This window comes from Burkholderia metallica, from assembly GCF_001718555.1.
Classification (GTDB): domain Bacteria; phylum Pseudomonadota; class Gammaproteobacteria; order Burkholderiales; family Burkholderiaceae; genus Burkholderia; species Burkholderia metallica.
Genome location: NZ_CP013401.1, coordinates 299,176 through 324,231, shown reverse-complemented (window position 1 = coordinate 324,231; position 25,056 = coordinate 299,176). Strand labels below are relative to the sequence as shown.

Here is a 25,056-nt window from a genome sequence, read left to right as displayed (position 1 = left end):
GCGCACCCTTACTTCTTCTTCGTTTCTTTGAGGATCACAACCTCGTCGGAATAGCGCACGCCCTTGCCCTTGTAGGGCTCCGGCGGACGGTAACCGCGAACTTCCGCAGCTACTTGACCGACTTGTTGCTTGTTGATCCCCTTGATCACGATTTCGGTTTGCGTCGGGGTTTCTGCCTTGACGCCTTCCGGCATCTGGTGCACCACCGGGTGCGAGAAACCCAGCGACAGGTTCAGCTTGTCGCCTTGCGCTTGCGCACGATAACCGACGCCAACCAGCGTCAGCTTGCGCTCGAAACCCTTGGTCACGCCGTGCACGGCATTCGCGATGATCGCGCGCATCGTGCCCGACAGTGCATTTGCTTCGCGGCTTTCGTCCACCGGCGACAGGTTCAGCGTGCCGTCGTTGTTCGCCACGTTCACGAGCGGATTGACCGCTTGCGTGATGGTGCCCAGCGGACCCTTGACGGTAATCGTACCGTCGGCCAGCTTGACTTCCGCGCCTTGCAGCGCGATCGGGCTCTTACCTACTCGAGACATGTTTCTCTCTCCTCGGCTTTAAGCGACGTAGCAGATGACTTCGCCGCCGACGCCGGTAGCGCGCGCCTTGCGGTCGGTCATCACGCCCTTCGGCGTCGACACGATTGCCACACCGAGGCCGTTCATGACCTGCGGAATGTCGTTACGGCCACGGTACACGCGCAGACCAGGCTTCGACACGCGCTCGAGGCGTTCGATGACCGGGCGGCCCGCGTAGTACTTCAGCGCGATATTCAGTTCGGACTTCGCACCTTCCGCCTTGACGGCGAAATCGTCGATGTAACCTTCGTCCTTCAGGACTTGCGCGATTGCAACCTTGACCTTCGACGAGGGCATCGCAACCGATACCTTCTCGACCATCTGCGCGTTGCGGATGCGAGTCAGCATATCGGCGATAGGATCACTCATGCTCATTTACGTTTCTCCTATTACCAGCTCGCCTTGGTCAGGCCAGGAATCTCGCCACGGAATGCGATTTCACGAATCTTGTTACGCGCGAGGCCGAATTTGCGGAACGTGCCACGCGGACGGCCCGTGATCGCGCAGCGGTTACGCTGGCGGGTCGGGTTTGCGTTGCGGGGCAGTTGCTGCAGCTCCAGGCGTGCTTCGTAGCGCTCTTCTTCCGACTTGCTTTGGTCTTCGACGATCGCCTTCAGCGCTTCGCGCTTTGCTGCGAACTTCGCGACCAGGCGGGCGCGCTTCTTTTCACGTTCGATCAGTGCCAGTTTAGCCACGGTAACCTCAGTTTCTGAACGGGAACTTGAAGCTGGCGAGCAGAGCCTTTGCTTCGTCGTCGGTCTTCGCAGTGGTCGTGATGCTGATGTTCAGCCCACGCAGTGCGTCGATCTTGTCGTAGTCGATTTCGGGGAAAATGATCTGCTCTTTCACACCGATGTTGTAGTTGCCACGGCCATCGAAAGCACGACCCGACACGCCGCGGAAGTCACGCACGCGGGGCAGGGCAACCGTCACGAAACGGTCGAGGAATTCGTACATCGCCTGGCCACGCAGCGTCACCATCGCGCCGATCGGGTAACCCTGGCGGATCTTGAAGCCTGCGATTGCCTTGCGAGCCTTCGTGACGACCGGCTTCTGGCCGGCGATCTTCGTGAGGTCGCCAACGGCGTTCTCGATGATCTTCTTGTCAGCGATCGCTTCGCCAAGACCCATGTTCAGCGTGATCTTGGTGATGCGCGGCACTTCCATGACCGACTTGTAACCGAACTTCTCGATCAGGCCGGGCACAACCTTTTCTTTGTAAAACTCTTGAAAACGAGCCATTTTTTACTCCGCTGCGTCAGGCGCTCAGTACGGCACCGGTCGTTTTCAGGAAGCGAACCTTCTTGCCTTCCTCGACCTTGATGCCAACACGCGACGCCTTGCCATTCGCGTCGACCAGTGCGACGTTCGAAATATGCAGGGGCATCGTCTTCGCTTCCACGCCGCCCGTCGTACCCTTCATCGGGTTCGGCTTCACATGCTTCTTGACGAGGTTGATACCTTCAACCGTCACATGTTCTGCACCGACAGCCAGCACGACGCCGCGCTTGCCCTTGTCTTTGCCAGTGACGACGATGACTTCGTCACCTTTGCGAATCTTGTTCATCGCGACTCCTTACAGCACTTCCGGCGCCAGCGAAACGATCTTCATGAATCGTTCGCTACGCAGCTCACGCGTAACCGGCCCGAAGATACGGGTGCCGATCGGCTCGAGCTTGTTATTCAAAAGCACAGCGGCGTTGCCGTCGAACTTGATCAGCGAGCCGTCTTGACGGCGCACGCCCTTGGCGGTGCGGACCACCACGGCGTTGTAAATTTCGCCTTTCTTCACGCGCCCGCGCGGCGTTGCCTCTTTGACGCTCACCTTGATGATGTCGCCAATGCCGGCATAACGACGCTTCGAGCCGCCGAGCACCTTGATGCACAGGACTTCACGTGCACCCGTGTTGTCGGCTACTTCGAGCCGAGATTCGGTCTGGATCATGGTTTGTCTTTCCCAACTTAATCCGGATGCACCACCATGATGCATTCGGTCAGTCTTGGTCCCGTCAGCCAATCGGCTGCTTGGGTTGGAACAGCAGCGACGGCAAACGAAACCCGCCATCGCAATTCGGTGAATCTTTCGGACAGGCAGGCGCCAGTCCGCTTCCCCCACCAACTTCGCCCGCGACGGGGCTCCCATAAAGAGGGAAGACCGGGATTATAACAAATAATCCCGGTCACGCAAGCAAAAACTTTGCGATTTCAAGCACTTCGTGGGGAAGTGCCTGTTACTGCCTACTGCACTGCCGCTTAGATGACGCGAGCGGCTTCGACGAGGCGCGACACCGTCCAGGCCTTCGTCTTCGAAACAGGACGCGTTTCCTGGATTTCGACGAGATCGCCTTCGTTGTAGGTGTTCGCTTCATCGTGCGCGTGGTACTTCTTCGAGCGCACGACATACTTGCCGTAGATCGGATGCTTGACGCGGTGCTCGATCAGCACGGTGACGGTCTTGTCCATCTTGTTGCTGACGACCCGACCGACCAGCGTCCGCTTCAGCGAGGTTTTCACGCTATCGTTCATTTCTGGTTCGCCTTCTGAGTCATGACGGTCCGCACACGTGCGATGTCGCGACGAACCTTCTTCAGCTGGCTCGTGTTCGTGAGCTGCTGGGTCGCGAGTTGCATGCGCAGGCCGAATTGCGCCTTCAGCAGGTCCGCCAGCTCCTTGTTGAGCGCGGCCTGGTCTTTCTGGAGAAGTTCGGAAGCCTTCATGTTTTCTCCTTAGGCGCCGAGCTGGCGCACGATGAATGCCGTCTTCAGCGGCAGCTTGGCTGCAGCCAGACGGAACGCTTCGCGTGCCAGTTCTTCGGTTACGCCGTCCATTTCATAGAGCATCTTGCCCGGCTGAATCTCGGCGACGTAGTACTCCGGGTTACCCTTACCGTTACCCATACGCACTTCCGCCGGCTTCTGCGAAATCGGCTTGTCCGGGAAGATCCGGATCCAGATGCGGCCGCCACGCTTGATGTGACGCGTCATTGCACGACGCGCCGCTTCAATCTGACGTGCGGTCAGGCGACCGCGACCGATAGCCTTCAGGCCGAATTCACCGAACGACACTGCGTTGCCGCGCGTCGCCTTGCCGGTGTTACGACCCTTCTGCTCTTTACGATACTTTCTGCGTTTCGGTTGCAGCATCGTTATTCTCCAGTCTTGCCGTCTTCGGGCTTGCCGGCGCCGCGGCGCGGTGCGCCACGACGAGCACCCGGAGCGCCGCCTTCGCCGTCACGGCGCGGACGACGGTCGCCCGGACGCGCATTGCGACGCGGACGCTTGTCTTCGGCTACTTCTTCCACCATCGGTGCGTCGTTGCGGCCGAGCGTATCGCCCTTGTAGACCCACACCTTGACGCCGATGATCCCGTAAGTCGTCTTCGCTTCCGAGGTCGCGTAGTCGATATCAGCACGCAGCGTGTGAAGGGGCACGCGACCTTCGCGATACCACTCCGTACGAGCGATTTCGATACCGTTCAGACGGCCTGCGCTCATGATCTTGATGCCCTGGGCACCCAGACGCATCGCGTTCTGCATCGCACGCTTCATCGCGCGACGGAACATGATCCGGCGCTCGAGCTGTTGCGTGATCGAGTCAGCGATCAGCTGAGCATCGGTTTCCGGCTTGCGGATTTCTTCGATGTTGACGTGAACCGGAACGCCCATGCGGCGTTGCAGTTCCGTCTTCAGCTGCTCGATATCCTCGCCCTTCTTGCCGATGACCACACCCGGACGCGAGCTGTAAATCGTGATGCGCGCGTTCTTGGCCGGACGCTCGATGACGACCCGACCGACCGAAGCGTTCTTCAGCTTCTTCTTCAGGTACTCACGAACACCGATGTCTTCCTGCAGCATCGCCGCGAAATTGTTGTTGTTCGCGTACCAACGCGAAGCCCAATTGCGGCTGACAGCCAGGCGGAAGCCAGTCGGATGAATTTTCTGTCCCATCGTATGGCTCCTTAATTCCCGACCGTCACAGTGATGTGACAGGATTGCTTCTCGATGCGGTTACCGCGGCCCTTGGCGCGCGCGGTGAAACGCTTGAGCGATGCAGCCTTGTCGACGTAGATGCTCTTGATCTTGAGCTCGTCGATATCGGCGCCTTCGTTGTGCTCCGCATTCGCGATTGCCGACAGCACAACCTTCTTCACGATGCCAGCCGCCTTCTTCGGCGAGAACGTCAGAACGTTCAGCGCCTTGTCGACCGGCAAACCGCGGATCTGGTCAGCCACAAGGCGCGTTTTTTGCGCCGAGATGCGGGCACCGCGATGAATTGCTTTCACTTCCATCTTGATTGCCCCTTATTTCTTGGCCTTCTTGTCGGCTGCGTGACCCTTGAACGTACGGGTCAGTGCGAACTCGCCAAGCTTGTGGCCGACCATGTTTTCCGAGATGTACACCGGAACGTGTTGACGGCCGTTGTGAACAGCGATCGTCAGGCCGATGAAATCCGGCAGAATCGTCGAGCGACGCGACCAGGTCTTGATCGGCTTTTTGTCGCGCGAAGCTGCAGCCGCCTCAACTTTCTTCAGCAAATGGGCGTCGCAGAACGGACCTTTTTTTACAGAACGTGCCATTGCCTACTCCTTAACGCTTGTGACGGCGCTGGACGATCATCGTCGTCGTGCGCTTGTTGCTACGGGTGCGATAACCCTTAGCCGGCGTACCCCACGGGCTGACCGGATCGCGACCTGCAGCCGTCTTGCCCTCACCACCACCGTGCGGGTGATCGACCGGGTTCATCGCAACGCCACGCACCGTCGGGCGGATACCGCGCCAGCGGTTCGCGCCAGCCTTGCCGATCTGGCGCAGGCTATGCTCTTCGTTGCCGACTTCACCGATCGTTGCACGGCACTCGATGTGCACGCGGCGGATTTCGCCCGAACGCAGACGAACCTGCGCGTAGACGCCTTCACGTGCGAGCAGCATGGCCGACGTACCTGCCGAACGCGCCATTTGCGCGCCCTTGCCCGGCAGCATCTCGATGCAGTGGATCGTCGTACCGACCGGAATGTTGCGGATCGGCAGCGTGTTGCCTGCGCGGATCGGCGCTTCCGAACCCGACATCAGCTGTTGGCCGACCGTCAGGCCCTTCGGGGCGATGATGTAGCGACGCTCGCCGTCTGCGTAGAGCACCAGCGCGATGTTCGCGCTACGGTTCGGGTCGTACTCGAGACGCTCGACCTTTGCCGGGATGCCATCCTTCGTGCGACGGAAATCGACGATACGATAGTGCTGCTTGTGACCACCACCCTTGTGACGCGTGGTGATACGACCGTTGTTGTTACGGCCGGCGGTCGAGCTCTGCGAGTCGAGCAGTGCCGCGAACGGCTTGCCCTGGTGCAGATTCTTGTTGACCACCTTGACCATCGCGCGGCGACCCGGCGATGTCGGCTTAACTTTAACGATTGCCATGATTACTTGGCCTCCGCTTCAAAGTTGATTTCCTGGCCGGGCTTCAGGCAGACGTACGCCTTCTTCACGTCCTTGCGGCGGCCCATCGAACGGCCAAAGCGCTTCTGCTTGCCCTTCTGAACCAGCACGTTGACGGAATCAACTTCAACCTTGAACAGCAGCTCGACAGCCGCCTTCACTTCCTGCTTCGTGGCATCCGGTGCGACTTCGAACACGACTTGCTCGTTCTTGTCGGCAACCAGCGTCGCCTTTTCCGAGATCACCGGTGCGAGCAGGACCTGCATCAAACGATGATCGTTCTTGCGAATCTCGCTCATGACAGCAACTCCTCGATCTGGGCGACCGCAGCCTTCGTGACCAGCACTTTCTTGAAGTAGATCAGCGACAGCGGGTCAGCGTAGCGCGGCTCGACAATCGCCACGTGCGGCAGGTTGCGCGATGCCAGGTACAGGTTCTCGTCGACCGTATCCGTGATGATCAGGACGGAGTCGAGACCCATGGTCTTGAATTTTTCGGCCAGCAGCTTGGTCTTCGGCGCTTCGAGAACGATGTCCTCGACGACCGACAGACGGCCTTCACGGGCCAGCTGCGAGAAGATCGAGCAGAGACCTGCGCGATGCATCTTCTTGTTGACCTTGTGCGAGAAGTTTTCTTCCGGCGAATTCGGGAAGATACGACCACCGCCACGCCACAACGGGCTCGACGACATACCGGCACGAGCGCGGCCCGTACCCTTCTGGCGCCACGGCTTCTTCGTCGTGTGCTTGACTTGCTCGCGGTCCTTCTGTGCGCGGTTACCCTGGCGAGCATTCGCCTGGTAAGCGACGACGACCTGGTGGATCAGCGCTTCGTTGTAGTCACGACCGAACACGACGTCCGATGCGTTGACCACTGCACCTTCCTGACCATTTTCGTTCAGGAGCTTGAGTTCCATTATTTCGCCCCCTTGGTCTTGACGGCCGGCGTCACGAAGACCTTGCCGCCCTTCGCGCCCGGAATCGCACCCTTCACGAGCAGCAGCTTGCGCTCTGCGTCGATACGGGCGATTTCGAGGTTCTGCACCGTCACCGTCACGTCACCCATGTGACCCGTCATGCGTTTACCCGGGAAAACACGACCCGGATCCTGCGCCATACCGATCGAGCCCGGCACGTTGTGCGAGCGCGAGTTACCGTGCGTGGCACGGCCGGAGGAGAAGTTGTAACGCTTGATCGTACCGGCGTAGCCCTTACCGATCGACACGCCTTGCACGTCGACCTTCTGGCCCACTTCGAAAAGATCGGCACCGACCACGGCGCCATTCGACAGCTCGGCTGCCTTGGCCGCGTCAATGCGGAATTCCTTGAGGATTTCACCGGCTTCGACACCGGCTTTGGCGAGATGACCTGCCAGCGGCTTCGTCACGCGCGAGGCACGACGGGAGCCGAATGCAACCTGCACGGCCGTGTAGCCGTCGGTTTCAACAGTCTTGATCTGCGTCACGCGGTTGTCCGACACGTCCAGCACGGTGACGGGAATCGAATCCCCTTCAGCCGTGAAGATACGGGTCATGCCAACCTTGCGACCTACGAGTCCAAGGCTCATCATTTTCTCCATTCCCGACTGCGATTGGTCGGGGCTGATTTACAAAATGCCAGGCACGCAAGGCCCAACTTTTTTACGCGAATACGCGAAAAGCCAAGCAGTATAGCCCGACTTCTCGATTTTCGCAAGCAATCAAAGACTTAGCGCCGCCCGGCAAGCCGATCGGCGCTGGAAGCCTTACTGCAGCTTGATTTCCACGTCGACGCCAGCCGGCAGATCGAGCTTCATCAGCGCGTCGACGGTCTTGTCCGTCGGGTCGACGATGTCCATCAGGCGCTGGTGGGTACGGATTTCGAGCTGATCGCGCGACGTCTTGTTGACGTGCGGCGAACGCAGGATGTCAAAACGCTGAATGCGCGTCGGCAGCGGCACCGGGCCACGGACGATTGCGCCAGTCCGCTTCGCGGTATCGACGATTTCGGCAGCCGATTGATCGATCAGACGATAGTCGAAAGCCTTCAGGCGAATGCGGATTTTCTGTTGCTGCATGACGATTCCTTGAAAAGAGCGAGGCGATGTTGCATCGCCGGACACTAAAAGAACGCGAAACATGACACCTGCGGGGCGCGAAGCATCAGGTTCCGAACGGCACTTCCACTGCTAAGCCCGCGATTCTACACGAAAAATCGCGGCGGTGGCGTGCGTTTTTCGATGCGGCGATCCGGACGTCACAAAGAAAAACCGGGTGCCAGAACAAACTGGACACCCGGTTTCGACGGTGCAACCGCGCACCGCGGGAATCGCGGACCCCGTCGGGATCCGCGGATCGCCGATATTACTCGATGATCTTGGCGACGACGCCGGCGCCGACCGTACGGCCGCCTTCGCGGATTGCGAAGCGCAGACCTTCTTCCATCGCGATCGGAGCGATCAGCTTCACCGTGATCGACACGTTGTCGCCCGGCATCACCATTTCCTTGTCCTTCGGCAGCTCGATCGAGCCCGTCACGTCCGTCGTACGGAAGTAGAACTGCGGACGGTAGTTGTTGAAGAACGGCGTGTGACGGCCGCCTTCGTCCTTGCTCAGCACGTACACTTCAGCCGTGAAGTGCGTGTGCGGCGTGATCGAACCCGGCTTCGCCAGAACCTGGCCACGCTCCACGTCTTCACGCTTCGTGCCGCGCAGCAGGATACCGACGTTGTCGCCTGCCTGACCTTGGTCCAGCAGCTTGCGGAACATTTCAACGCCCGTGCAGGTCGTCTTCACCGTCGGCTTGATACCGACGATTTCGATTTCCTCGCCGACCTTCACGATACCGCGCTCGACACGACCCGTCACCACCGTACCACGGCCCGAGATCGAGAACACGTCTTCCACCGGCATCAGGAACGCACCATCAACCGCGCGCTCCGGCGTCGGGATGTACGTGTCCAGCGCGTCTGCCAGGCTCATGATCGCCACTTCGCCCAGCTCGCCCGTGTCGCCTTCCAGCGCCAGCTTGGCCGAACCCTTCACGATCGGCGTGTCGTCGCCCGGGAAGTCGTACTTCGACAGGAGTTCGCGAACTTCCATCTCGACCAGCTCGAGCAGTTCCGCGTCGTCCACCATGTCGCACTTGTTCAGGAACACGATGATGTACGGAACGCCAACCTGACGCGCCAGCAGGATGTGCTCACGCGTTTGCGGCATCGGGCCGTCTGCTGCCGAGCAAACCAGGATCGCGCCGTCCATCTGCGCCGCGCCCGTGATCATGTTCTTCACATAGTCAGCGTGGCCCGGGCAGTCGACGTGTGCGTAGTGGCGGTTAGCCGTTTCGTACTCGACGTGTGCCGTGTTGATCGTGATGCCGCGCGCCTTTTCTTCCGGTGCCGCGTCGATCTGGTCGTACGCCTTCGCTTCGCCGCCGAACTTCTTCGTCAGAACCGTCGTGATCGCTGCCGTCAGCGTCGTCTTGCCGTGGTCAACGTGACCAATCGTACCAACGTTCACGTGCGGCTTGGTCCGCTCAAATTTACCTTTTGCCATGATTCTCTTCTTTCAAAAAATAATCGATTGGTAGCTTCAGATTTACTTCGACTTCGCGCTGATGATCGCTTCAGCAACGTTGCGCGGAGCTTCAGCGTAGTGCTTGAACTCCATCGTGTACGTTGCACGACCTTGCGTCAGCGAACGCAGCGACGTCGAGTAACCGAACATTTCCGACAGCGGGACTTCGGCGCGAACGATCTTGCCGCCGCCAACCATGTCTTCCATGCCCTGGACGATACCGCGACGGCCCGACAGGTCGCCCATCACGTTGCCCATGTAGTCTTCCGGCGTCTCGACTTCGACAGCCATCATCGGCTCGAGGACGACCGGGTTCGCCTTGCGCATCGCTTCCTTGAACGCCATCGAACCGGCCATGCGGAACGCGTTTTCGTTCGAGTCAACGTCGTGGTACGAACCGAACGTCAGGTGAACCTTCACGTCGACGACCGGGAAGCCAGCCAGCACGCCCGACTTCAGCGTGTCCTGGATACCCTTGTCGACCGCCGGGATGTATTCACGCGGAATCACACCACCCTTGATCTCGTCGAAGAACTCGTAGCCCTTGCCTTGTTCGTTCGGCTCGAGCGTGATGACCGCGTGACCGTACTGGCCGCGACCACCCGACTGCTTGACGAACTTGCCGTCGACGTCCTTCGCCGTCGAACGAATCGTTTCGCGGTACGCAACCTGCGGCTTGCCGACGGTTGCTTCCACACCGAATTCACGCTTCATCCGGTCGACCAGAATTTCGAGGTGGAGCTCGCCCATGCCCGAAATGATGGTCTGGCCCGACTCTTCGTCGGTCTGCACGCGGAACGACGGATCTTCCTGAGCCAGACGGTTCAGTGCGAGACCCATCTTTTCCTGGTCAGCCTTGGTCTTCGGCTCGACAGCCTGCGAAATCACCGGCTCCGGGAACACCATGCGCTCGAGCACGATCGGGTTTGCCGGATCGCACAGCGTGTCGCCGGTGGTCGCTTCCTTCAGGCCGACCGCAGCGGCGATGTCGCCCGCGCGGACTTCCTTGATTTCTTCACGCTGGTTCGCGTGCATCTGCAGAATACGGCCGAGGCGTTCCTTCTTGCCCTTGGTCGAGTTCAGCAGCGTGTCGCCCGAGTTGACGACGCCCGAGTAAACGCGGAAGAAGATCAGCTGGCCGACGAACGGGTCGGTCATGATCTTGAACGCGAGCGACGAGAACTTCTCGTCGTCCGACGCCTTGCGCTCCGCTTCTTCGCCGTTTTCGAGCTCGCCCTTGACCGGCGGGATGTCGACCGGCGACGGCAGGAAGTCGATCACGGCGTCGAGCATACGCTGCACGCCCTTGTTCTTGAACGCGGTACCGCACAGCATCGGCTGGATTTCGCACGCGATCGTACGGTCGCGCAGCGCCTTGACGATGTCGGCTTCCGGCAGATCGCCTTCTTCCAGGTACTTGTTCATCAGGTCTTCGCTGGCTTCAGCAGCCACTTCGACCATCTTCTCGCGCCATTCCTTGCAGGTCTCTGCGAGCTCGGCCGGGATGTCGACGTAGTCGAACTTCGTGCCTTGCGACGCTTCGTCCCAAATGATCGCCTTCATCTTGATCAGGTCGACCACGCCCTTGAAGTTTTCTTCCGAGCCGATCGGCACCACGACCGGAACCGGGTTCGCCTTCAGGCGCAGACGGAGCTGGTCGTAGACCTTGAAGAAGTTCGCGCCGGTACGGTCCATCTTGTTGACGAACGCGAGACGCGGCACCTTGTACTTGTTCGCCTGGCGCCACACCGTTTCCGACTGCGGCTGCACGCCGCCCACTGCGCAGTACACCATGCATGCGCCGTCGAGCACGCGCATCGAACGTTCCACTTCGATCGTGAAGTCGACGTGGCCCGGGGTGTCGATGATGTTGATGCGGTGTTCCGGATAGTTGCCGCCCATGCCCTTCCAGAAGGCCGTGGTGGCAGCGGACGTGATCGTGATGCCACGCTCTTGTTCCTGCTCCATCCAGTCCATCGTGGCTGCGCCATCGTGGACTTCACCGATCTTGTGGTTCACACCGGTGTAAAACAGAATGCGCTCGGTCGTCGTCGTCTTGCCGGCGTCGATGTGAGCGCTAATACCGATATTGCGGTAGCGCTCGATAGGAGTCTTGCGAGCCACTTTGATCCTCTACTGGGATGACACGATGCAGCGTTGCTGCATCGTGCTTCAACACAAACGGGCGAGGCGCCTGAAAAGCGCACCCGCCCGGAATTTATTTCCGCTAAAGCCCAGCCAGGCGCTTAGAAACGGAAATGCGAGAACGCGCGGTTGGCTTCCGCCATGCGGTGAACTTCGTCGCGCTTCTTCATCGCGCCGCCACGGCCTTCGGCCGCTTCGGAGAGTTCACCTGCCAGGCGCAGAGCCATCGACTTCTCGCTACGCTTCTTCGCAGCCTCACGCAGCCAGCGCATCGCCAATGCCATACGACGCGACGGGCGCACTTCGACCGGAACTTGATAGTTGGCACCACCAACGCGGCGGCTCTTCACTTCGACCACCGGCTTGACGTTGTTGAGCGCAACCGTGAACACTTCCAGCGGGTCCTTGCCACCCTTGGTCTGGATCTGTTCGAATGCGCCATAAACGATGCGTTCTGCGACCGACTTCTTGCCGGACAGCATCAGCATGTTCATGAACTTGGCTACATCAACGTTGCCGAACTTCGGATCCGGCAACACTTCCCGCTTGGGGACTTCGCGACGACGCGGCATGATTCTTCCTTTACTTGTTCAGTTGGAGCTGATTCCAGCTCCGCGGCCACCAACAAACCCGATCACATCTTCACGACTAACCAGCTTGGCCGGGTGACCACTTACTCGACAGCACCGGCAATCCGGCACTCCCGCCTCGACCGCCCTGCGGCGATCCCTGATCAAAAACTGCTTACTTGGCAGCCTTTGCACGCTTCGCGCCGTACTTCGAGCGCGCTTGCTTACGGTCCTTGACGCCCTGGGTATCCAGCGAGCCGCGAACCATGTGGTAACGCACACCCGGCAAGTCCTTCACACGGCCGCCGCGGATCAGCACAACCGAGTGTTCCTGCAGGTTGTGGCCTTCACCGCCGATGTACGAAATCACTTCGAAGCCGTTCGTCAGACGAACCTTGGCGACCTTACGGAGTGCCGAGTTCGGCTTCTTCGGCGTCGTCGTGTACACACGGGTGCACACGCCGCGACGCTGGGGGCAGTCCTGCAGGGCCGGGCTCTTGCTCTTCGTCGTTTCCGACTGACGGCCTTTGCGAACCAGTTGGTTGATGGTTGGCATTGTTTATTCCTGAAATTGAACAAAATCTGCGCATCGATTTCGGGCAAAGCGAGAATCGGCGCACAGTTGACTTCCGAACCGGCGAATTGGACGCGAACCTTCGAACGCGACTCGGCCCGCCGGATACCGGAACCCAACATCATATTCCGGAAATACCAACGAAGTCAACGGCTTGCGTGATTCGCCGCCGGGGCCGCGCGGTTCCTCGGAAGGGTCGGAGCATCCGTGTCACGCCGATTCGATGACGTCGATGATCTCGTCGCCGAAGCGCTCGAGCTTGCGCACGCCCATGCCGGGGATGTGGCGCAGGTCCTCGATCGTCTCCGGCGCGTTGCGCGCGATTTCGGCGAGTGTCGCATCGTGGAAGATCACGTAGGCCGGCACGCCGTCCGTCTTCGCGGTTTCCGCACGCCACGCGCGCAGCGCATCCCATCGTGCGCGCTCGCGCGTGCCCATGCCGGCCGTCGGATCGACGCGCGTGCCGCTGCGGCTCGACGATTGCCGCGTGCGCTGCGGCTTCACGTAGCGGCGCAGCGTGACCTTCTCCTCGTTCTTCAGCACGGGCTTCGCGGCTTCGGTCAGCATGAGCGCGCCGAAGCCGCCGTGATCGACCGCCAGGTAGCCGTATGCGACGAGCTGCCGGAAAATCGCGCGCCACTCGGGCTCGGACAGCGACGCGCCGATCCCGAACGTCGTGAGCTTGTCGTGGCCGCGCTGCAACACCTTCTCGGTGCGCCCGCCGCGCAGGATCTCGATCAGGTGGCTCGAGCCGAAGTTGAACCCGCTCGCACGCTGCGCGCGGAACACGCACGACAGCGCCATCTGCGCCTCGCGCGTCGCGTCCCACGAATCGGGCGGCTCGAGGCACGTGTCGCAGTTGCCGCACGGCTGGCTCGCCTCGCCGAAGTAGTTCAGCAGCCGCACACGGCGGCACGAGATCGTCTCGCACAGCCCGAGCAGCGCGTCGAGCTTCGACGTCTGCACGCGCTTGTGCGCGTCGTCGGCATCGGACTCGTCGATCATCTTGCGCTGCTGGACGACGTCGCCGAGCCCGTACGCCATCCACGCGTTCGCGGGCATCCCGTCGCGGCCGGCGCGGCCCGTTTCCTGGTAATAGCCTTCGACGCTCTTCGGCAGATCCAGGTGCGCGACGAAACGCACGTCCGGCTTGTCGATGCCCATGCCGAACGCGATCGTCGCGCACATCACGATGCCCTCCTCGCGCTGGAACATCTCCTGATGCTTCTGCCGCACCTCGAACTCCATCCCCGCGTGATACGGCAGCGCGCGCACGCCCTGCGCCTTCAGCCACTCGGCCGTTTCCTCGACCTTGCGGCGCGACAGGCAGTAGACGACGCCCGCGTCCGTCGTGCCGTCGGGATTCGTGTGCTCGGCGCGGATGAAATCGAGCAGCTGCGAACGCGCGTTGTCCTTCTCGACGATCCGGTATCGGATGTTCGGGCGGTCGAAGCTCGACACGAACACGCGTGCATCGTCGAGCGCGAGGCGGTGGATGATCTCGTCGCGCGTGATCGCGTCTGCCGTGGCGGTCAGCGCGATGCGCGGCACCGACGGGAACCGTTCGTGCAGCACCGACAGCTGGATGTATTCCGGACGGAAATCGTGCCCCCATTGCGACACGCAGTGCGCTTCGTCGATCGCGAACAGGCCGATCTTCGCGCGCTCGAGCAGATCGAGGAAGCGCCCCGTCATCAGCCGTTCCGGCGCGACGTACAGCAGGTCGATTTCGCCTTCGCGCAGCGCACGCTCGGTGGCCGCGGCTTCGGCACCCGACAGCGTCGAATTCAGGTATGCCGCGCGCACGCCCACTTCGCTCAGTGCGGCGACCTGGTCCTGCATCAGCGCGATCAGCGGCGACACGACGATACCGGCACCCTGCCCGGCCTCGCGGCGCAGCAGTGCGGGAATCTGATAGCACAGCGACTTGCCGCCGCCGGTCGGCATCAGCACGAGGCAATCGCCGCCGCCGGCGACGTGCTCGACGATCTCACCCTGCTGGCCGCGAAAGGCGGGATAACCAAATACTTCGTCGAGGATTTCGAGGGCGCGGGACATGAATGAGGGCAGGCGGCTAGACAGTGACCGCAATTTTAACAACCCGCTCGCGCGACGCGCGGCGAATCGTACGGTTTTGGCCGATCGGCCAGGGTTCGTTCGCGTGGATGACGGGCCCCATCGGTACTGCGCAGGCGCGTCGTGCACGTGAACGACAGATGAAAAAAAACCGCCCGGCAAAACCGGGCGGCTTCGGTGACAGCTATGACAGCAAGGCAACGCGGCTCGCGCCGCCCGCACTTACTCGGCCGTCGGGTGTTGCTGCGGCTCTTCTGCCGGCGCGCTCGGCGTGCCGAAGTCGAATGCCTCTTCCGCTGCGATCTGGTCGAAACGCTCGCGATCCGACGATTCCTTCGCCTTGCGTGCCTTGTGGAACGCGAGACCCGTACCGGCCGGAATCAGACGGCCGACGATCACGTTTTCCTTCAGACCGCGCAGATCGTCGCGCTTGCCCATGATCGCCGCTTCGGTCAGCACGCGGGTCGTTTCCTGGAACGATGCCGCGGAGATGAACGAGTCGGTCGACAGCGATGCCTTCGTGATACCGAGCAGCACGTTATCGTACGAAGCCGGGCGCTTGCCCTCGGCGATCATGCGATCGTTCTCGTCCAGCATGTCGGAACGCTCGACCTGTTCGCCCGGGATGAAGCGCGTATCGCCGTTGTCGGTGATCTGCACACGACGCAGCATCTGGCGAACGATCACCTCGATGTGCTTGTCGTTGATCTTCACGCCCTGCAGACGATACACGTCCTGCACTTCGTCGACGATGTAGCGCGACAGCGCCTCGATACCCTGCAGACGCAGGATGTCGTGCGGATCGGCCGGACCGTCCACGATCATTTCGCCCTTGTTGACGACCTGGGCATCGTGAACCAGAACCTGCTTTTCCTTCGCGATCAGGAACTCGTGCTGATTGCCCTCGAGGTCCGTGATGACGAGACGCTGCTTGCCCTTCGTGTCCTTACCGAACGACGTCGTACCGGTGACTTCCGCGAGAATGCCGGCATCCTTCGGCGAACGCGCTTCGAACAGTTCCGCCACCCGCGGCAGACCGCCGGTAATGTCACGCGTCTTCTGCGCTTCCGTCGGGATACGTGCGAGCACTTCACCGACCTGCACCTGCTGGCCATCCTTCACGGTGATCAGTGCGCCGACCTGGAAGCCGATCTGCACTGCGTGCTCCGTGCCCGGAATCTTCACCTCCTCGCCGTTCGCGTCGAGCAGCTTGACCTGCGGACGCACGCTCTTCGAAGCCTGCGAGCCACGACGCTTCACGTCGATCACGACCAGCGTCGACAGGCCGGTCACGTCGTCGATCTGCTTCGCGACGGTCACGCCTTCCTCGACGTTCTCGAACTTCACCGTACCACCGTACTCGGTGATGATCGGACGCGTCAGCGGATCCCACGTGGCGAGCTGCGTGCCTGCCTTGATCGTCGCGCCGTCGAGCTGCAGCAACGTCGCGCCGTACGGCACTTTGTGACGCTCGCGCTCGCGACCGAAATCGTCGGTGATCATCGCTTCGCCCGAACGGGAAATGACGATCTGCTCGCCCTTCGCGTTCGTGACGTAGCGCATCGTCGCCGTGAAGCGGACGATACCGTTGCTCTTCGCTTCGACCGACGAAGCCACTGCCGCACGCGATGCCGCACCACCGATGTGGAACGTACGCATCGTCAGCTGCGTGCCCGGTTCACCGATCGACTGCGCAGCGATCACGCCGACTGCTTCGCCGACGTTCACGAGCGAGCCGCGGCCGAGGTCGCGGCCGTAGCAGGCCGCGCACAGACCGTAACGCGTTTCGCAGGTCAGCGGCGTGCGCACGCGCACTTCGTCGATGCCGAGGCGTTCGATTTCCTCGACCGCCGTTTCGTCGAGCAGCGTGCCCGATTCGTACACCGTTTCCTGCGTTTCCGGGTTCACGACGTCCGCGACCGCAACGCGGCCGAGGATACGGTCACGCAGCGCTTCGACGACTTCACCGCCTTCGACGAGTGCCTTCATCGCCACGCCGTTCGACGTGCCGCAATCGTCTTCCACCACGACCAGATCCTGCGTGACGTCAACGAGACGACGCGTCAGGTAACCCGAGTTCGCGGTCTTCAGTGCCGTATCAGCCAGACCCTTACGCGCACCGTGGGTCGAGATGAAGTACTGCAACACGTTCAGACCTTCGCGGAAGTTCGCGGTAATCGGCGTCTCGATAATCGAGCCGTCCGGCTTCGCCATCAGGCCACGCATACCGGCCAGCTGACGAATCTGAACCGCCGAACCCCGGGCGCCCGAGTCGGCCATCATGTAGATCGAGTTGAACGATTCCTGGCGCGTCTCGTTGCCGTCGCGGTCCGTCACCGGCTCCGTCGACAGCTGCTCCATCATCGCCTTGCCGACCGCTTCCGACGTTGCCGACCAGATGTCGACCACGTTGTTGTAGCGTTCCTGCGCGGTGACGAGACCCGACATGTACTGGCGGTCGTACTCCTTCACCTTCTTCGCGGCGTCGCCGACGATCGTTTCCTTCTGCGGCGGCACGAGCATGTCGTCCACGCAGATCGAAATACCGGCGCGCGTCGCGAGACGGAAACCCGACTGCATCAGCTGGTCGGCGAACACCACCGTCGCGCGCAGACCGCACTTGCGGAACGCCGTGTTGATCAGGCGCGAGATTTCCTTCTTCTTCAGCGGCTTGTTCAGCACCGAGAACGGCAGCCCGTGCGGCAGGATCTCCGACAGGATCGCGCGGCCGACGGTCGTCGCGTACAGCGTGATCTTCGGCACGAACGGCGGTGCGCCTTCCGACGTGTCCTCGTTGTGGACCATTTCGGTGATCCGCACGTTGACGCGCGAGGCCAGCTCGACTTCCTTGTTCTCGTACGCGCGGATCACTTCCGACACGCCCGTGAACGACAGGCCTTCGCCCTTGGCGTTGACCGCTTCGCGGGTCGCGTAGTACAGACCCAGCACGATATCCTGCGACGGCACGATCGACGGATCGCCGTTGGCCGGGAACAGCACGTTGTTCGACGCCAGCATCAGCGTGCGCGCTTCCATCTGCGCTTCGAGCGACAGCGGCACGTGAACGGCCATCTGGTCACCGTCGAAGTCGGCGTTGAACGCCGCGCAGACGAGCGGGTGCAGCTGAATCGCCTTGCCTTCGATCAGCACCGGCTCGAACGCCTGGATACCGAGACGGTGCAGCGTCGGCGCACGGTTCAGCATCACCGGGTGCTCGCGGATCACCTCTTCGAGGATGTCCCACACCACCGGCGTCTGGTTCTCGACTTCCTTCTTCGCAGCCTTGATGGTCGTCGCGACGCCCATCACTTCCAGCTTGTTGAAGATGAACGGCTTGAACAGTTCGAGCGCCATCAGCTTCGGCAGACCGCACTGGTGCAGCTTCAGCGTCGGGCCGACCACGATGACCGAACGGCCCGAGTAGTCGACGCGCTTGCCCAGCAGGTTCTGACGGAAACGACCGCCCTTACCCTTGATCATGTCGGCGAGCGACTTCAGCGGACGCTTGTTCGCGCCCGTCATCGCCTTGCCGCGACGACCGTTGTCGAGCAGCGAGTCGACGGCTTCCTGCAGCATCCGCTTTTCGTTGCGGACGATGATTTCAGGCGCCTTCAGCTCGAGCAGACGCTTCAACCGGTTGTTACGGTTGATCACGCGGCGATACAGGTCGTTCAGGTCCGACGTCGCGAAACGGCCGCCGTCCAGCGGCACGAGCGGACGCAACTCCGGCGGCAGCACCGGCAGCACTTCGAGGATCATCCACTCGGGCTTGATGCCCGAACGCTGGAATGCCTCGAGGACCTTCAGGCGCTTCGCGTACTTCTTGATCTTCGCTTCCGAGCCGGTGTTCTTCAGCTCGGTGCGCAGCGTCTCGACCTGCTCGTCGATGTTGATCGCGCGCAGCAGTTCACGCACGCCTTCTGCGCCCATTTCGGCACGGAACTCGTCGCCGTATTCCTCGACCTTGTTGTAGTAATCCTCTTCGGTCATGATCTGCCGCGCCTTCAGCGGCGTCATGCCCGGTTCGATCACCACGTAGGCTTCGAAGTACAGCACGCGTTCGATGTCGCGCAGCGTCATGTCGAGCACCATGCCCAGACGCGACGGCAGCGACTTCAGGAACCAGATGTGCGCGACCGGCGAGGCCAGTTCGATGTGGCCCATCCGTTCGCGACGCACCTTCGCCAGCGTCACTTCGACGCCGCACTTCTCGCAGATCACGCCGCGGTGCTTCAGACGCTTGTACTTGCCGCACAGGCACTCGTAGTCCTTGATCGGCCCGAAGATCTTCGCGCAGAAGAGACCATCGCGTTCCGGCTTGAACGTACGGTAGTTGATGGTCTCCGGCTTCTTCACTTCACCGAACGACCACGAACGGATCTTGTCGGGCGAAGCCAGACCGATCTTGATCGCGTCGAAAACTTCTTCCTGTTGGACTTGCTTGAATAGATCGAGCAGAGCTTTCATTGCCTTCTCTCCGTAGTCCGATTAATTGCGGTCGAGATCGATATCGATACCGAGCGAGCGGATTTCCTTCACGAGCACGTTGAAGGATTCCGGCATGCCTGCATCGATAACGTGATCGCCCTTGACGAGGTTTTCGTACACCTTCGTCCGGCCGGTCACGTCGTCCGACTTCACCGTCAGCATTTCCTGCAGCACGTAGGACGCGCCGTAAGCTTCGAGTGCCCACACTTCCATTTCACCGAAACGCTGGCCACCGAACTGCGCCTTACCACCCAGCGGCTGCTGCGTGACGAGCGAGTACGGGCCGGTCGAACGCGCGTGCATCTTGTCGTCGACCAAGTGGTGCAGCTTCAGGTAGTGCATGTAGCCGAGCGTCACGCGACGTTCGAACATTTCACCCGTGCGGCCGTCGTACAGACGGACCTGGTTCTTCGACGGGTTCATGCCGAGCTGTTCGGCGATGTCGTCCGGGAACGCGAGGTCGAGCATCTTGCCCATTTCTTCCTCGGTCGCACCGTCGAACACCGGCGTCGCGAACGGCACGCCTTCGCGCAGGTTCTTCGCGAGTTCGAGGATCTCTTCGTCGGTGAAGCTTTCCAGATCTTCCTTGCGGCCCGAGTCGTTGTAGATCTTCGTCAGGAACACGCGCAGTTCCTCGATCTTCGCCTGACGCTGCAGCATTTCGCCGATACGCCAGCCGAGGCCCTTCGCGGCCCAGCCGAGGTGCACTTCCAGAACCTGACCCACGTTCATCCGCGACGGGACGCCCAGCGGGTTCAGCACGACGTCTGCCGGACGGCCATCGGCCATGTACGGCATGTCTTCGATCGGGACGATCTTCGACACGACACCCTTGTTACCGTGACGGCCCGCCATCTTGTCGCCAGGCTGCAGGCGACGCTTGACCGCGAGGTACACCTTGACCATCTTCAACACGCCCGGCGGCAGTTCGTCGCCTTGCGTGAGCTTCTTGCGCTTCTCTTCGAACGCGAGGTCGAACTGGTGACGCTTTTCTTCGATCGAGTTCTTGATCGCTTCGAGCTGCGCCGCTGCTTCGTCGTCCGCGAGGCGGATGTCGAACCAGTGGTAGTGGTCGAGGTCTTCCAGGTAAGCCTGGTCGATCTTCGTGCCCTTCGCGAGCTTCTTCGGACCGCCGTTCGCGACCTTGCCCACCAGCATGCGTGCGAGACGCTGGAACGCGTCGCCTTCCACGATGCGCAGCTGGTCGTTCAGGTCGAGACGGTAGCGCTTCAGTTCGTCGTCGATGATCTGTTGCGCGCGCTTGTCGCGCTGGATGCCTTCACGCGTGAACACCTGGACGTCGATCACGGTGCCGCTCATGCCCGACGGCACGCGCAGCGACGTGTCCTTCACGTCCGAAGCCTTCTCGCCGAAGATCGCACGCAGCAGCTTCTCTTCCGGCGTCAGCTGGGTCTCGCCCTTCGGCGTGACCTTGCCGACCAGCACGTCGCCCGCTTCGACTTCAGCACCGATGTACACGATGCCCGATTCGTCGAGACGGCCGAGCTGGACTTCCGCCAGGTTCGAGATGTCGCGCGTGATTTCTTCCGGCCCGAGCTTCGTGTCGCGTGCAACGACGTTCAGCTCTTCGATGTGGATCGACGTGTAGCGATCGTCGGCCACGACCTTCTCCGAGATCAGGATCGAATCCTCGAAGTTGTAGCCGTTCCACGGCATGAACGCGATCAGCATGTTCTGGCCGAGCGCGAGCTCGCCCAGGTCCGTCGACGCGCCGTCGGCCAGCACGTCGCCGCGCGAGACCTTGTCGCCCATCTTCACGATCGGACGCTGGTTGATGTTCGTGTTCTGGTTCGAACGCGTGTACTTGATCAGGTTGTAGATGTCGACACCGACTTCACCCGCGACCGCTTCGTCGTCGTTCACGCGAATCACGATACGGCCTGCATCGACGTAGTCGACGACGCCGCCGCGGAACGCCTGAACCGTCGTACCCGAGTCGACCGCGCAGGTGCGCTCGATGCCCGTACCGACGACCGGCTTTTCCGGACGCAGACACGGCACGGCCTGACGCTGCATGTTCGAACCCATCAGTGCACGGTTCGCGTCATCGTGCTCGAGGAACGGAATCAGCGATGCTGCCACCGACACGATCTGCGACGGCGCGACGTCCATGTACTGGATACGGTCCGGCGTGACCATCATCGTTTCGCCGGCTTCGCGCGACGACACGAGTTCGTCGATCAGCTGGCCGTTCTCGTCGATCGCGGCGTTCGCCTGAGCGATCATGTAGCGGCCTTCCTCGATCGCCGACAGGTAGTCGATCTGGTCGGTCACCTTGCCGTCCACGACCTTGCGGTACGGCGTCTCGAGGAAGCCGTACTCGTTCAGGTGCGCGTACAGTGCGAGCGAGTTGATCAGGCCGATGTTCGGACCTTCCGGCGTTTCGATCGGGCACACGCGGCCATAGTGGGTCGGGTGCACGTCACGCACTTCGAAGCCTGCGCGCTCACGCGTCAGACCGCCCGGGCCCAGTGCGGAAACACGGCGCTTGTGCGTGATTTCCGACAGCGGGTTGGTCTGGTCCATGAACTGCGACAGCTGCGACGAACCGAAGAACTCGCGGATCGCCGACGAAATCGGCTTCGAGTTGATCAGGTCGTGCGGCATCAGGTTTTCGCTTTCGGCCTGGCCGAGGCGTTCCTTGACCGCGCGCTCGACACGCACGAGACCTGCGCGGAACTGGTTTTCCGCCAGTTCGCCGACGCAACGCACGCGACGGTTGCCGAGGTGGTCGATGTCGTCCACTTCGCCCTTGCCGTTGCGCAGCTCGACGAGGATCTTGATCGTCGCGAGGATGTCGTCGTCCTGCAGCGTCATCGGGCCGGTGATCTCGTCACGGCTGACGCGGCGGTTGAACTTCATGCGGCCGACCTTCGACAGGTCGTACGCTTCTTCGCTGTAGAACAGACGGTTGAACAGTGCCTCGACCGCTTCTTCGGTCGGCGGCTCGCCCGGACGCATCATGCGATAGATCGCGATGCGCGCGGCCGTCTTGTCGGTCGTTTCGTCGACACGCAGCGTCGACGAGATGTACGGGCCCTGGTCCAGGTCGTTCGTGTAGAGCGTCTGGATGTCCTTGATACCCGCTTCGCGCAGCTTCTCGAGCACGCTTTCCGTGACTTCGTCGTTCGCGCTCGCGATCACTTCGCCGGTGTCGCCGTCGACGACGTTCTTCGCCAGCACGCGGCCGAGCAGATAGTCTTCCGGCACCGAGATGAACTTGGTCTTCGCGGCTTCGAGGTCGCGAATGTGCTTCGCGTTGATCCGCTTGTCCTTCTGGACGATGACCTTGCCATCACGATCCGTGATGTCGAAACGCGCGACTTCACCACGCAGGCGCTCGGGCACGAACTCGAGTTGCGCGCCTTCGTCCATCAGCGTGAAGTTGTCGAACACGAAGAAGTTCGCGAGGATCTGTTCCGGCGTCAGGCCGATGGCCTTCAGCAGAATCGTGACCGGCATCTTGCGACGACGGTCGACGCGGAAGTACAGGATGTCCTTCGGATCGAATTCGAAGTCGAGCCACGAGCCGCGGTACGGAATGATCCGTGCCGAGAACAGCAGCTTGCCCGAGCTGTGCGTCTTGCCCTTGTCGTGTTCGAAGAACACGCCCGGCGAACGGTGCAGCTGCGAGACGATGACACGCTCGGTGCCGTTGATGACGAACGAGCCCGTCGGTGTCATGAGCGGAATTTCGCCCATGTACACTTCCTGCTCCTTCACTTCCTTGACGACCGGCTTGTTCGGCGATTCCTTGTCGAGAATGACGAGGCGGACCTTCGCGCGCAGCGCGGAGCAGTACGTCAGGCCGCGCTGCTGGCATTCCTTGATGTTGAATGCCGGCGCGGACAACGCATAGCTCACGAACTCGAGACGTGCGAAACCGTTGTGCGAAACAATGGGAAATACCGATGTGAACGCGGCCTGCAAACCTTCAGGCTTGCGTTGCGTGGCCGGCACATCGGCTTGCAGAAACGTGCTGAATGATTCAAGCTGGGTAGCCAGCAAGAAAGGAACCTGGTGAACGATGGGGCGCTTCGCGAAACTCTTGCGAATGCGCTTCTTCTCGGTGAAGGAATATTGCATACGATCTCCGAATCACGGCGGGTGCTATCGAGGCGGAATACCTGGACGTTTCAAACCCGAGTGTTCACCGACTGAGACCCGATGGCCGTCCGACGGCTTGAACGAGCCGAGAAGCTTGGTGGTTGGCCGCTACCAACCGCTGGCTGACGGCAGCGGATGCCTGTGTTGCCCGCTACCCGACCAAACTTGCCTTCTGCAGTCGCTTCAGAAGACAAAGAGAACCGCCATTCGTGACCAACGGCAACGATCAGGCGGTTTTCTTTGGCTTCTGGGGCCAATTATTCGGGCTCCCGAATGAGTGCCAGAATAACGTCCCCACAAAGCACAAAAAGGCCGGCGGTGAAAATACCGCCAGCCTTCGCACAGCGCGCCGAAACTTACTTGACTTCGACCTTCGCGCCAGCTTCTTCCAGCTTCTTCTTGGCTTCTTCAGCAGCAGCCTTGTCGACGCCTTCCTTGACAGCCTTCGGTGCGCCGTCAACGACGTCCTTCGCTTCCTTCAGGCCCAGGCCCGTCAGTTCGCGAACTGCCTTGATGACTGCAACCTTGTTGCTGCCTGCTTCAGCCAGAACGACCGTGAATTCGGTCTTCTCTTCTGCTGCAGCAGCTGCGCCGCCGCCTGCCGGGCCAGCGACTGCCACTGCAGCTGCCGACACGCCAAACTTCTCTTCGAATGCCTTGACCAGTTCGTTCAGTTCCAGAACGGTCATCCCTTCGACTGCTGCCAGGATGTCTTCTTTTGCGATTGCCATTTGAAATACTCCTAAATTGAATTCGGATACAGCCAGCGATCAATGACGCTGATGCACGCTCGATTACGCAGCTTCCGCTTGCTTCTTCTCGGCCAGCGCGGCCAGAGCGCGCGCGAAGCCCGAAACAGGCGATTGCATAACGAACAGCAGCTTCGAGAGCAGTTCTTCGCGGCTCGGGATGCTTGCCAGCGCTTGCACGCCAGCCTTGTCCATCACCTTGCCATCGAACGAACCAGCCTTGATGACCAACTTGTCATTGCTCTTGCTGAAGTCGTTGACGACCTTAGCAGCAGCAATTGCATCTTCCGAGATGCCGTAGATCAACGGGCCAGTCATCTGCTCTGCCAGCGGAGCGAACGGCGTACCTTCAACAGCGCGACGCGCCAGCGTGTTCTTCAACACGCGCAGGTAAACCTGTTGCTCACGCGCTTTCGCGCGCAGCTTGGTCAGATCGCCAACCGCAATTCCACGATACTCAGCCAGCACAACGGTCTGGGCCTTCGCGACTTGCGCGGAAACCTCAGCGACGACGGCTTGCTTGTCTTCTCTATTAAGCGGCACGGTTAGCCTCCAGAAACGATACGTTCGGCACGAAACCTCACGTACCTCGTTCAACAACGGCGTCCGACCTCGTTAGGAGTATTTCCACCTCACGCCGGGAATCGCTTCACGGCCTGCGGCTTCACCACTGCAAAACTTTTTCGGGTTCGCCATCTGCGTTGGCTTGAATTAAGGGACACCCGACTGCTGCGCCCCACCAACGGTCTTTGATAACCGGTTGCC

26 protein-coding genes are annotated in these 25,056 nt (G+C 61.0%); all 26 read right to left on the bottom strand.

Going from position 1 to position 25,056, the window contains the following annotated elements; translation table 11 throughout:
• Window positions 1-8: 8 nt before the first annotated feature.
• Window positions 9-539, bottom strand: a complete 531-nt coding sequence (gene rplF, locus WJ16_RS01445) for a 50S ribosomal protein L6 (RefSeq protein WP_069255532.1) — start codon at window positions 537-539, stop codon at window positions 9-11.
• An 18-nt stretch (window positions 540-557) separates the two neighbouring features.
• Complete coding sequence (rpsH, locus tag WJ16_RS01440; RefSeq protein ID WP_006477185.1) at window positions 558-953, bottom strand: 30S ribosomal protein S8; 396 nt, start codon at window positions 951-953, stop codon at window positions 558-560.
• A 14-nt stretch (window positions 954-967) separates the two neighbouring features.
• On the bottom strand, window positions 968-1,273 hold the full coding sequence (gene rpsN / locus WJ16_RS01435) for a 30S ribosomal protein S14 (protein WP_006482884.1): 306 nt from the start codon (window positions 1,271-1,273) through the stop codon (window positions 968-970).
• 7 nt (window positions 1,274-1,280) lie between these two features.
• Entirely contained in the window at window positions 1,281-1,820 is a 540-nt protein-coding gene (gene rplE / locus WJ16_RS01430) for a 50S ribosomal protein L5 (RefSeq protein ID WP_006477186.1), read from the bottom strand.
• Between the two features lie 16 nt (window positions 1,821-1,836).
• Window positions 1,837-2,145 (bottom strand): 50S ribosomal protein L24, encoded by a 309-nt coding sequence (gene rplX / locus WJ16_RS01425; protein WP_006477187.1) that lies wholly within the window; start codon window positions 2,143-2,145, stop codon window positions 1,837-1,839.
• Window positions 2,146-2,154: 9 nt separating this feature from the next.
• On the bottom strand, window positions 2,155-2,523 hold the full coding sequence (rplN, locus tag WJ16_RS01420; RefSeq protein WP_006482918.1) for a 50S ribosomal protein L14: 369 nt from the start codon (window positions 2,521-2,523) through the stop codon (window positions 2,155-2,157).
• A gap of 308 nt (window positions 2,524-2,831) precedes the next feature.
• Complete coding sequence (rpsQ, locus tag WJ16_RS01415) at window positions 2,832-3,104, bottom strand: 30S ribosomal protein S17 (protein ID WP_006477189.1); 273 nt, start codon at window positions 3,102-3,104, stop codon at window positions 2,832-2,834.
• A complete protein-coding gene (rpmC, locus tag WJ16_RS01410) occupies window positions 3,101-3,295 on the bottom strand; it encodes a 50S ribosomal protein L29 (RefSeq protein ID WP_006400652.1) in 195 nt (64 codons plus the stop codon). Before rpmC ends, rpsQ begins: the two co-directional genes overlap by 4 nt.
• A gap of 9 nt (window positions 3,296-3,304) precedes the next feature.
• The gene (rplP, locus tag WJ16_RS01405; RefSeq protein WP_006482873.1) at window positions 3,305-3,721 is read right to left on the bottom strand and encodes a 50S ribosomal protein L16; all 417 of its coding nucleotides are present in this window, start codon (window positions 3,719-3,721) and stop codon (window positions 3,305-3,307) included.
• Window positions 3,722-3,723: 2 nt separating this feature from the next.
• Window positions 3,724-4,524, bottom strand: coding sequence for a 30S ribosomal protein S3 (gene rpsC, locus WJ16_RS01400; protein WP_069255531.1), 801 nt, complete (start codon window positions 4,522-4,524; stop codon window positions 3,724-3,726).
• Window positions 4,525-4,535: 11 nt separating this feature from the next.
• Window positions 4,536-4,865, bottom strand: coding sequence for a 50S ribosomal protein L22 (gene rplV / locus WJ16_RS01395; protein WP_004199272.1), 330 nt, complete (start codon window positions 4,863-4,865; stop codon window positions 4,536-4,538).
• Between the two features lie 12 nt (window positions 4,866-4,877).
• Window positions 4,878-5,153, bottom strand: a complete 276-nt coding sequence (gene rpsS / locus WJ16_RS01390; protein WP_004199273.1) for a 30S ribosomal protein S19 — start codon at window positions 5,151-5,153, stop codon at window positions 4,878-4,880.
• A 10-nt stretch (window positions 5,154-5,163) separates the two neighbouring features.
• Entirely contained in the window at window positions 5,164-5,991 is an 828-nt protein-coding gene (gene rplB, locus WJ16_RS01385; protein ID WP_006482900.1) for a 50S ribosomal protein L2, read from the bottom strand.
• A gap of 2 nt (window positions 5,992-5,993) precedes the next feature.
• Window positions 5,994-6,308, bottom strand: a complete 315-nt coding sequence (gene rplW / locus WJ16_RS01380) for a 50S ribosomal protein L23 (protein WP_004199275.1) — start codon at window positions 6,306-6,308, stop codon at window positions 5,994-5,996.
• A complete protein-coding gene (gene rplD, locus WJ16_RS01375; protein ID WP_069255530.1) occupies window positions 6,305-6,925 on the bottom strand; it encodes a 50S ribosomal protein L4 in 621 nt (206 codons plus the stop codon). Before rplD ends, rplW begins: the two co-directional genes overlap by 4 nt.
• On the bottom strand, window positions 6,925-7,575 hold the full coding sequence (gene rplC, locus WJ16_RS01370; protein ID WP_006482922.1) for a 50S ribosomal protein L3: 651 nt from the start codon (window positions 7,573-7,575) through the stop codon (window positions 6,925-6,927). The genes rplD and rplC overlap by 1 nt, the downstream gene beginning before the upstream one ends.
• Before the next feature lie 177 nt (window positions 7,576-7,752).
• A complete protein-coding gene (rpsJ, locus tag WJ16_RS01365; RefSeq protein ID WP_004199280.1) occupies window positions 7,753-8,064 on the bottom strand; it encodes a 30S ribosomal protein S10 in 312 nt (103 codons plus the stop codon).
• 286 nt (window positions 8,065-8,350) lie between these two features.
• Entirely contained in the window at window positions 8,351-9,541 is a 1,191-nt protein-coding gene (gene tuf, locus WJ16_RS01360; protein WP_011350666.1) for an elongation factor Tu, read from the bottom strand.
• Between the two features lie 42 nt (window positions 9,542-9,583).
• Window positions 9,584-11,686, bottom strand: coding sequence for an elongation factor G (gene fusA / locus WJ16_RS01355; RefSeq protein ID WP_059535572.1), 2,103 nt, complete (start codon window positions 11,684-11,686; stop codon window positions 9,584-9,586).
• Between the two features lie 122 nt (window positions 11,687-11,808).
• Complete coding sequence (gene rpsG, locus WJ16_RS01350; RefSeq protein WP_006477195.1) at window positions 11,809-12,279, bottom strand: 30S ribosomal protein S7; 471 nt, start codon at window positions 12,277-12,279, stop codon at window positions 11,809-11,811.
• A gap of 172 nt (window positions 12,280-12,451) precedes the next feature.
• Window positions 12,452-12,832 (bottom strand): 30S ribosomal protein S12, encoded by a 381-nt coding sequence (rpsL, locus tag WJ16_RS01345; protein WP_006400662.1) that lies wholly within the window; start codon window positions 12,830-12,832, stop codon window positions 12,452-12,454.
• A gap of 228 nt (window positions 12,833-13,060) precedes the next feature.
• On the bottom strand, window positions 13,061-14,908 hold the full coding sequence (recQ, locus tag WJ16_RS01340) for a DNA helicase RecQ (RefSeq protein WP_069255529.1): 1,848 nt from the start codon (window positions 14,906-14,908) through the stop codon (window positions 13,061-13,063).
• 240 nt (window positions 14,909-15,148) lie between these two features.
• Window positions 15,149-19,393 carry a DNA-directed RNA polymerase subunit beta' gene (gene rpoC, locus WJ16_RS01335; protein ID WP_069255528.1) on the bottom strand — a complete coding sequence of 1,415 codons (4,245 nt, stop codon included), beginning with the start codon at window positions 19,391-19,393 and terminating at the stop codon, window positions 15,149-15,151.
• Window positions 19,394-19,414: 21 nt separating this feature from the next.
• On the bottom strand, window positions 19,415-23,521 hold the full coding sequence (gene rpoB, locus WJ16_RS01330; RefSeq protein WP_069255527.1) for a DNA-directed RNA polymerase subunit beta: 4,107 nt from the start codon (window positions 23,519-23,521) through the stop codon (window positions 19,415-19,417).
• Between the two features lie 377 nt (window positions 23,522-23,898).
• Window positions 23,899-24,273 carry a 50S ribosomal protein L7/L12 gene (gene rplL / locus WJ16_RS01325; protein ID WP_021161757.1) on the bottom strand — a complete coding sequence of 125 codons (375 nt, stop codon included), beginning with the start codon at window positions 24,271-24,273 and terminating at the stop codon, window positions 23,899-23,901.
• A gap of 63 nt (window positions 24,274-24,336) precedes the next feature.
• Window positions 24,337-24,834 (bottom strand): 50S ribosomal protein L10, encoded by a 498-nt coding sequence (rplJ, locus tag WJ16_RS01320; RefSeq protein WP_021161756.1) that lies wholly within the window; start codon window positions 24,832-24,834, stop codon window positions 24,337-24,339.
• Window positions 24,835-25,056 lie beyond the last annotated feature (222 nt).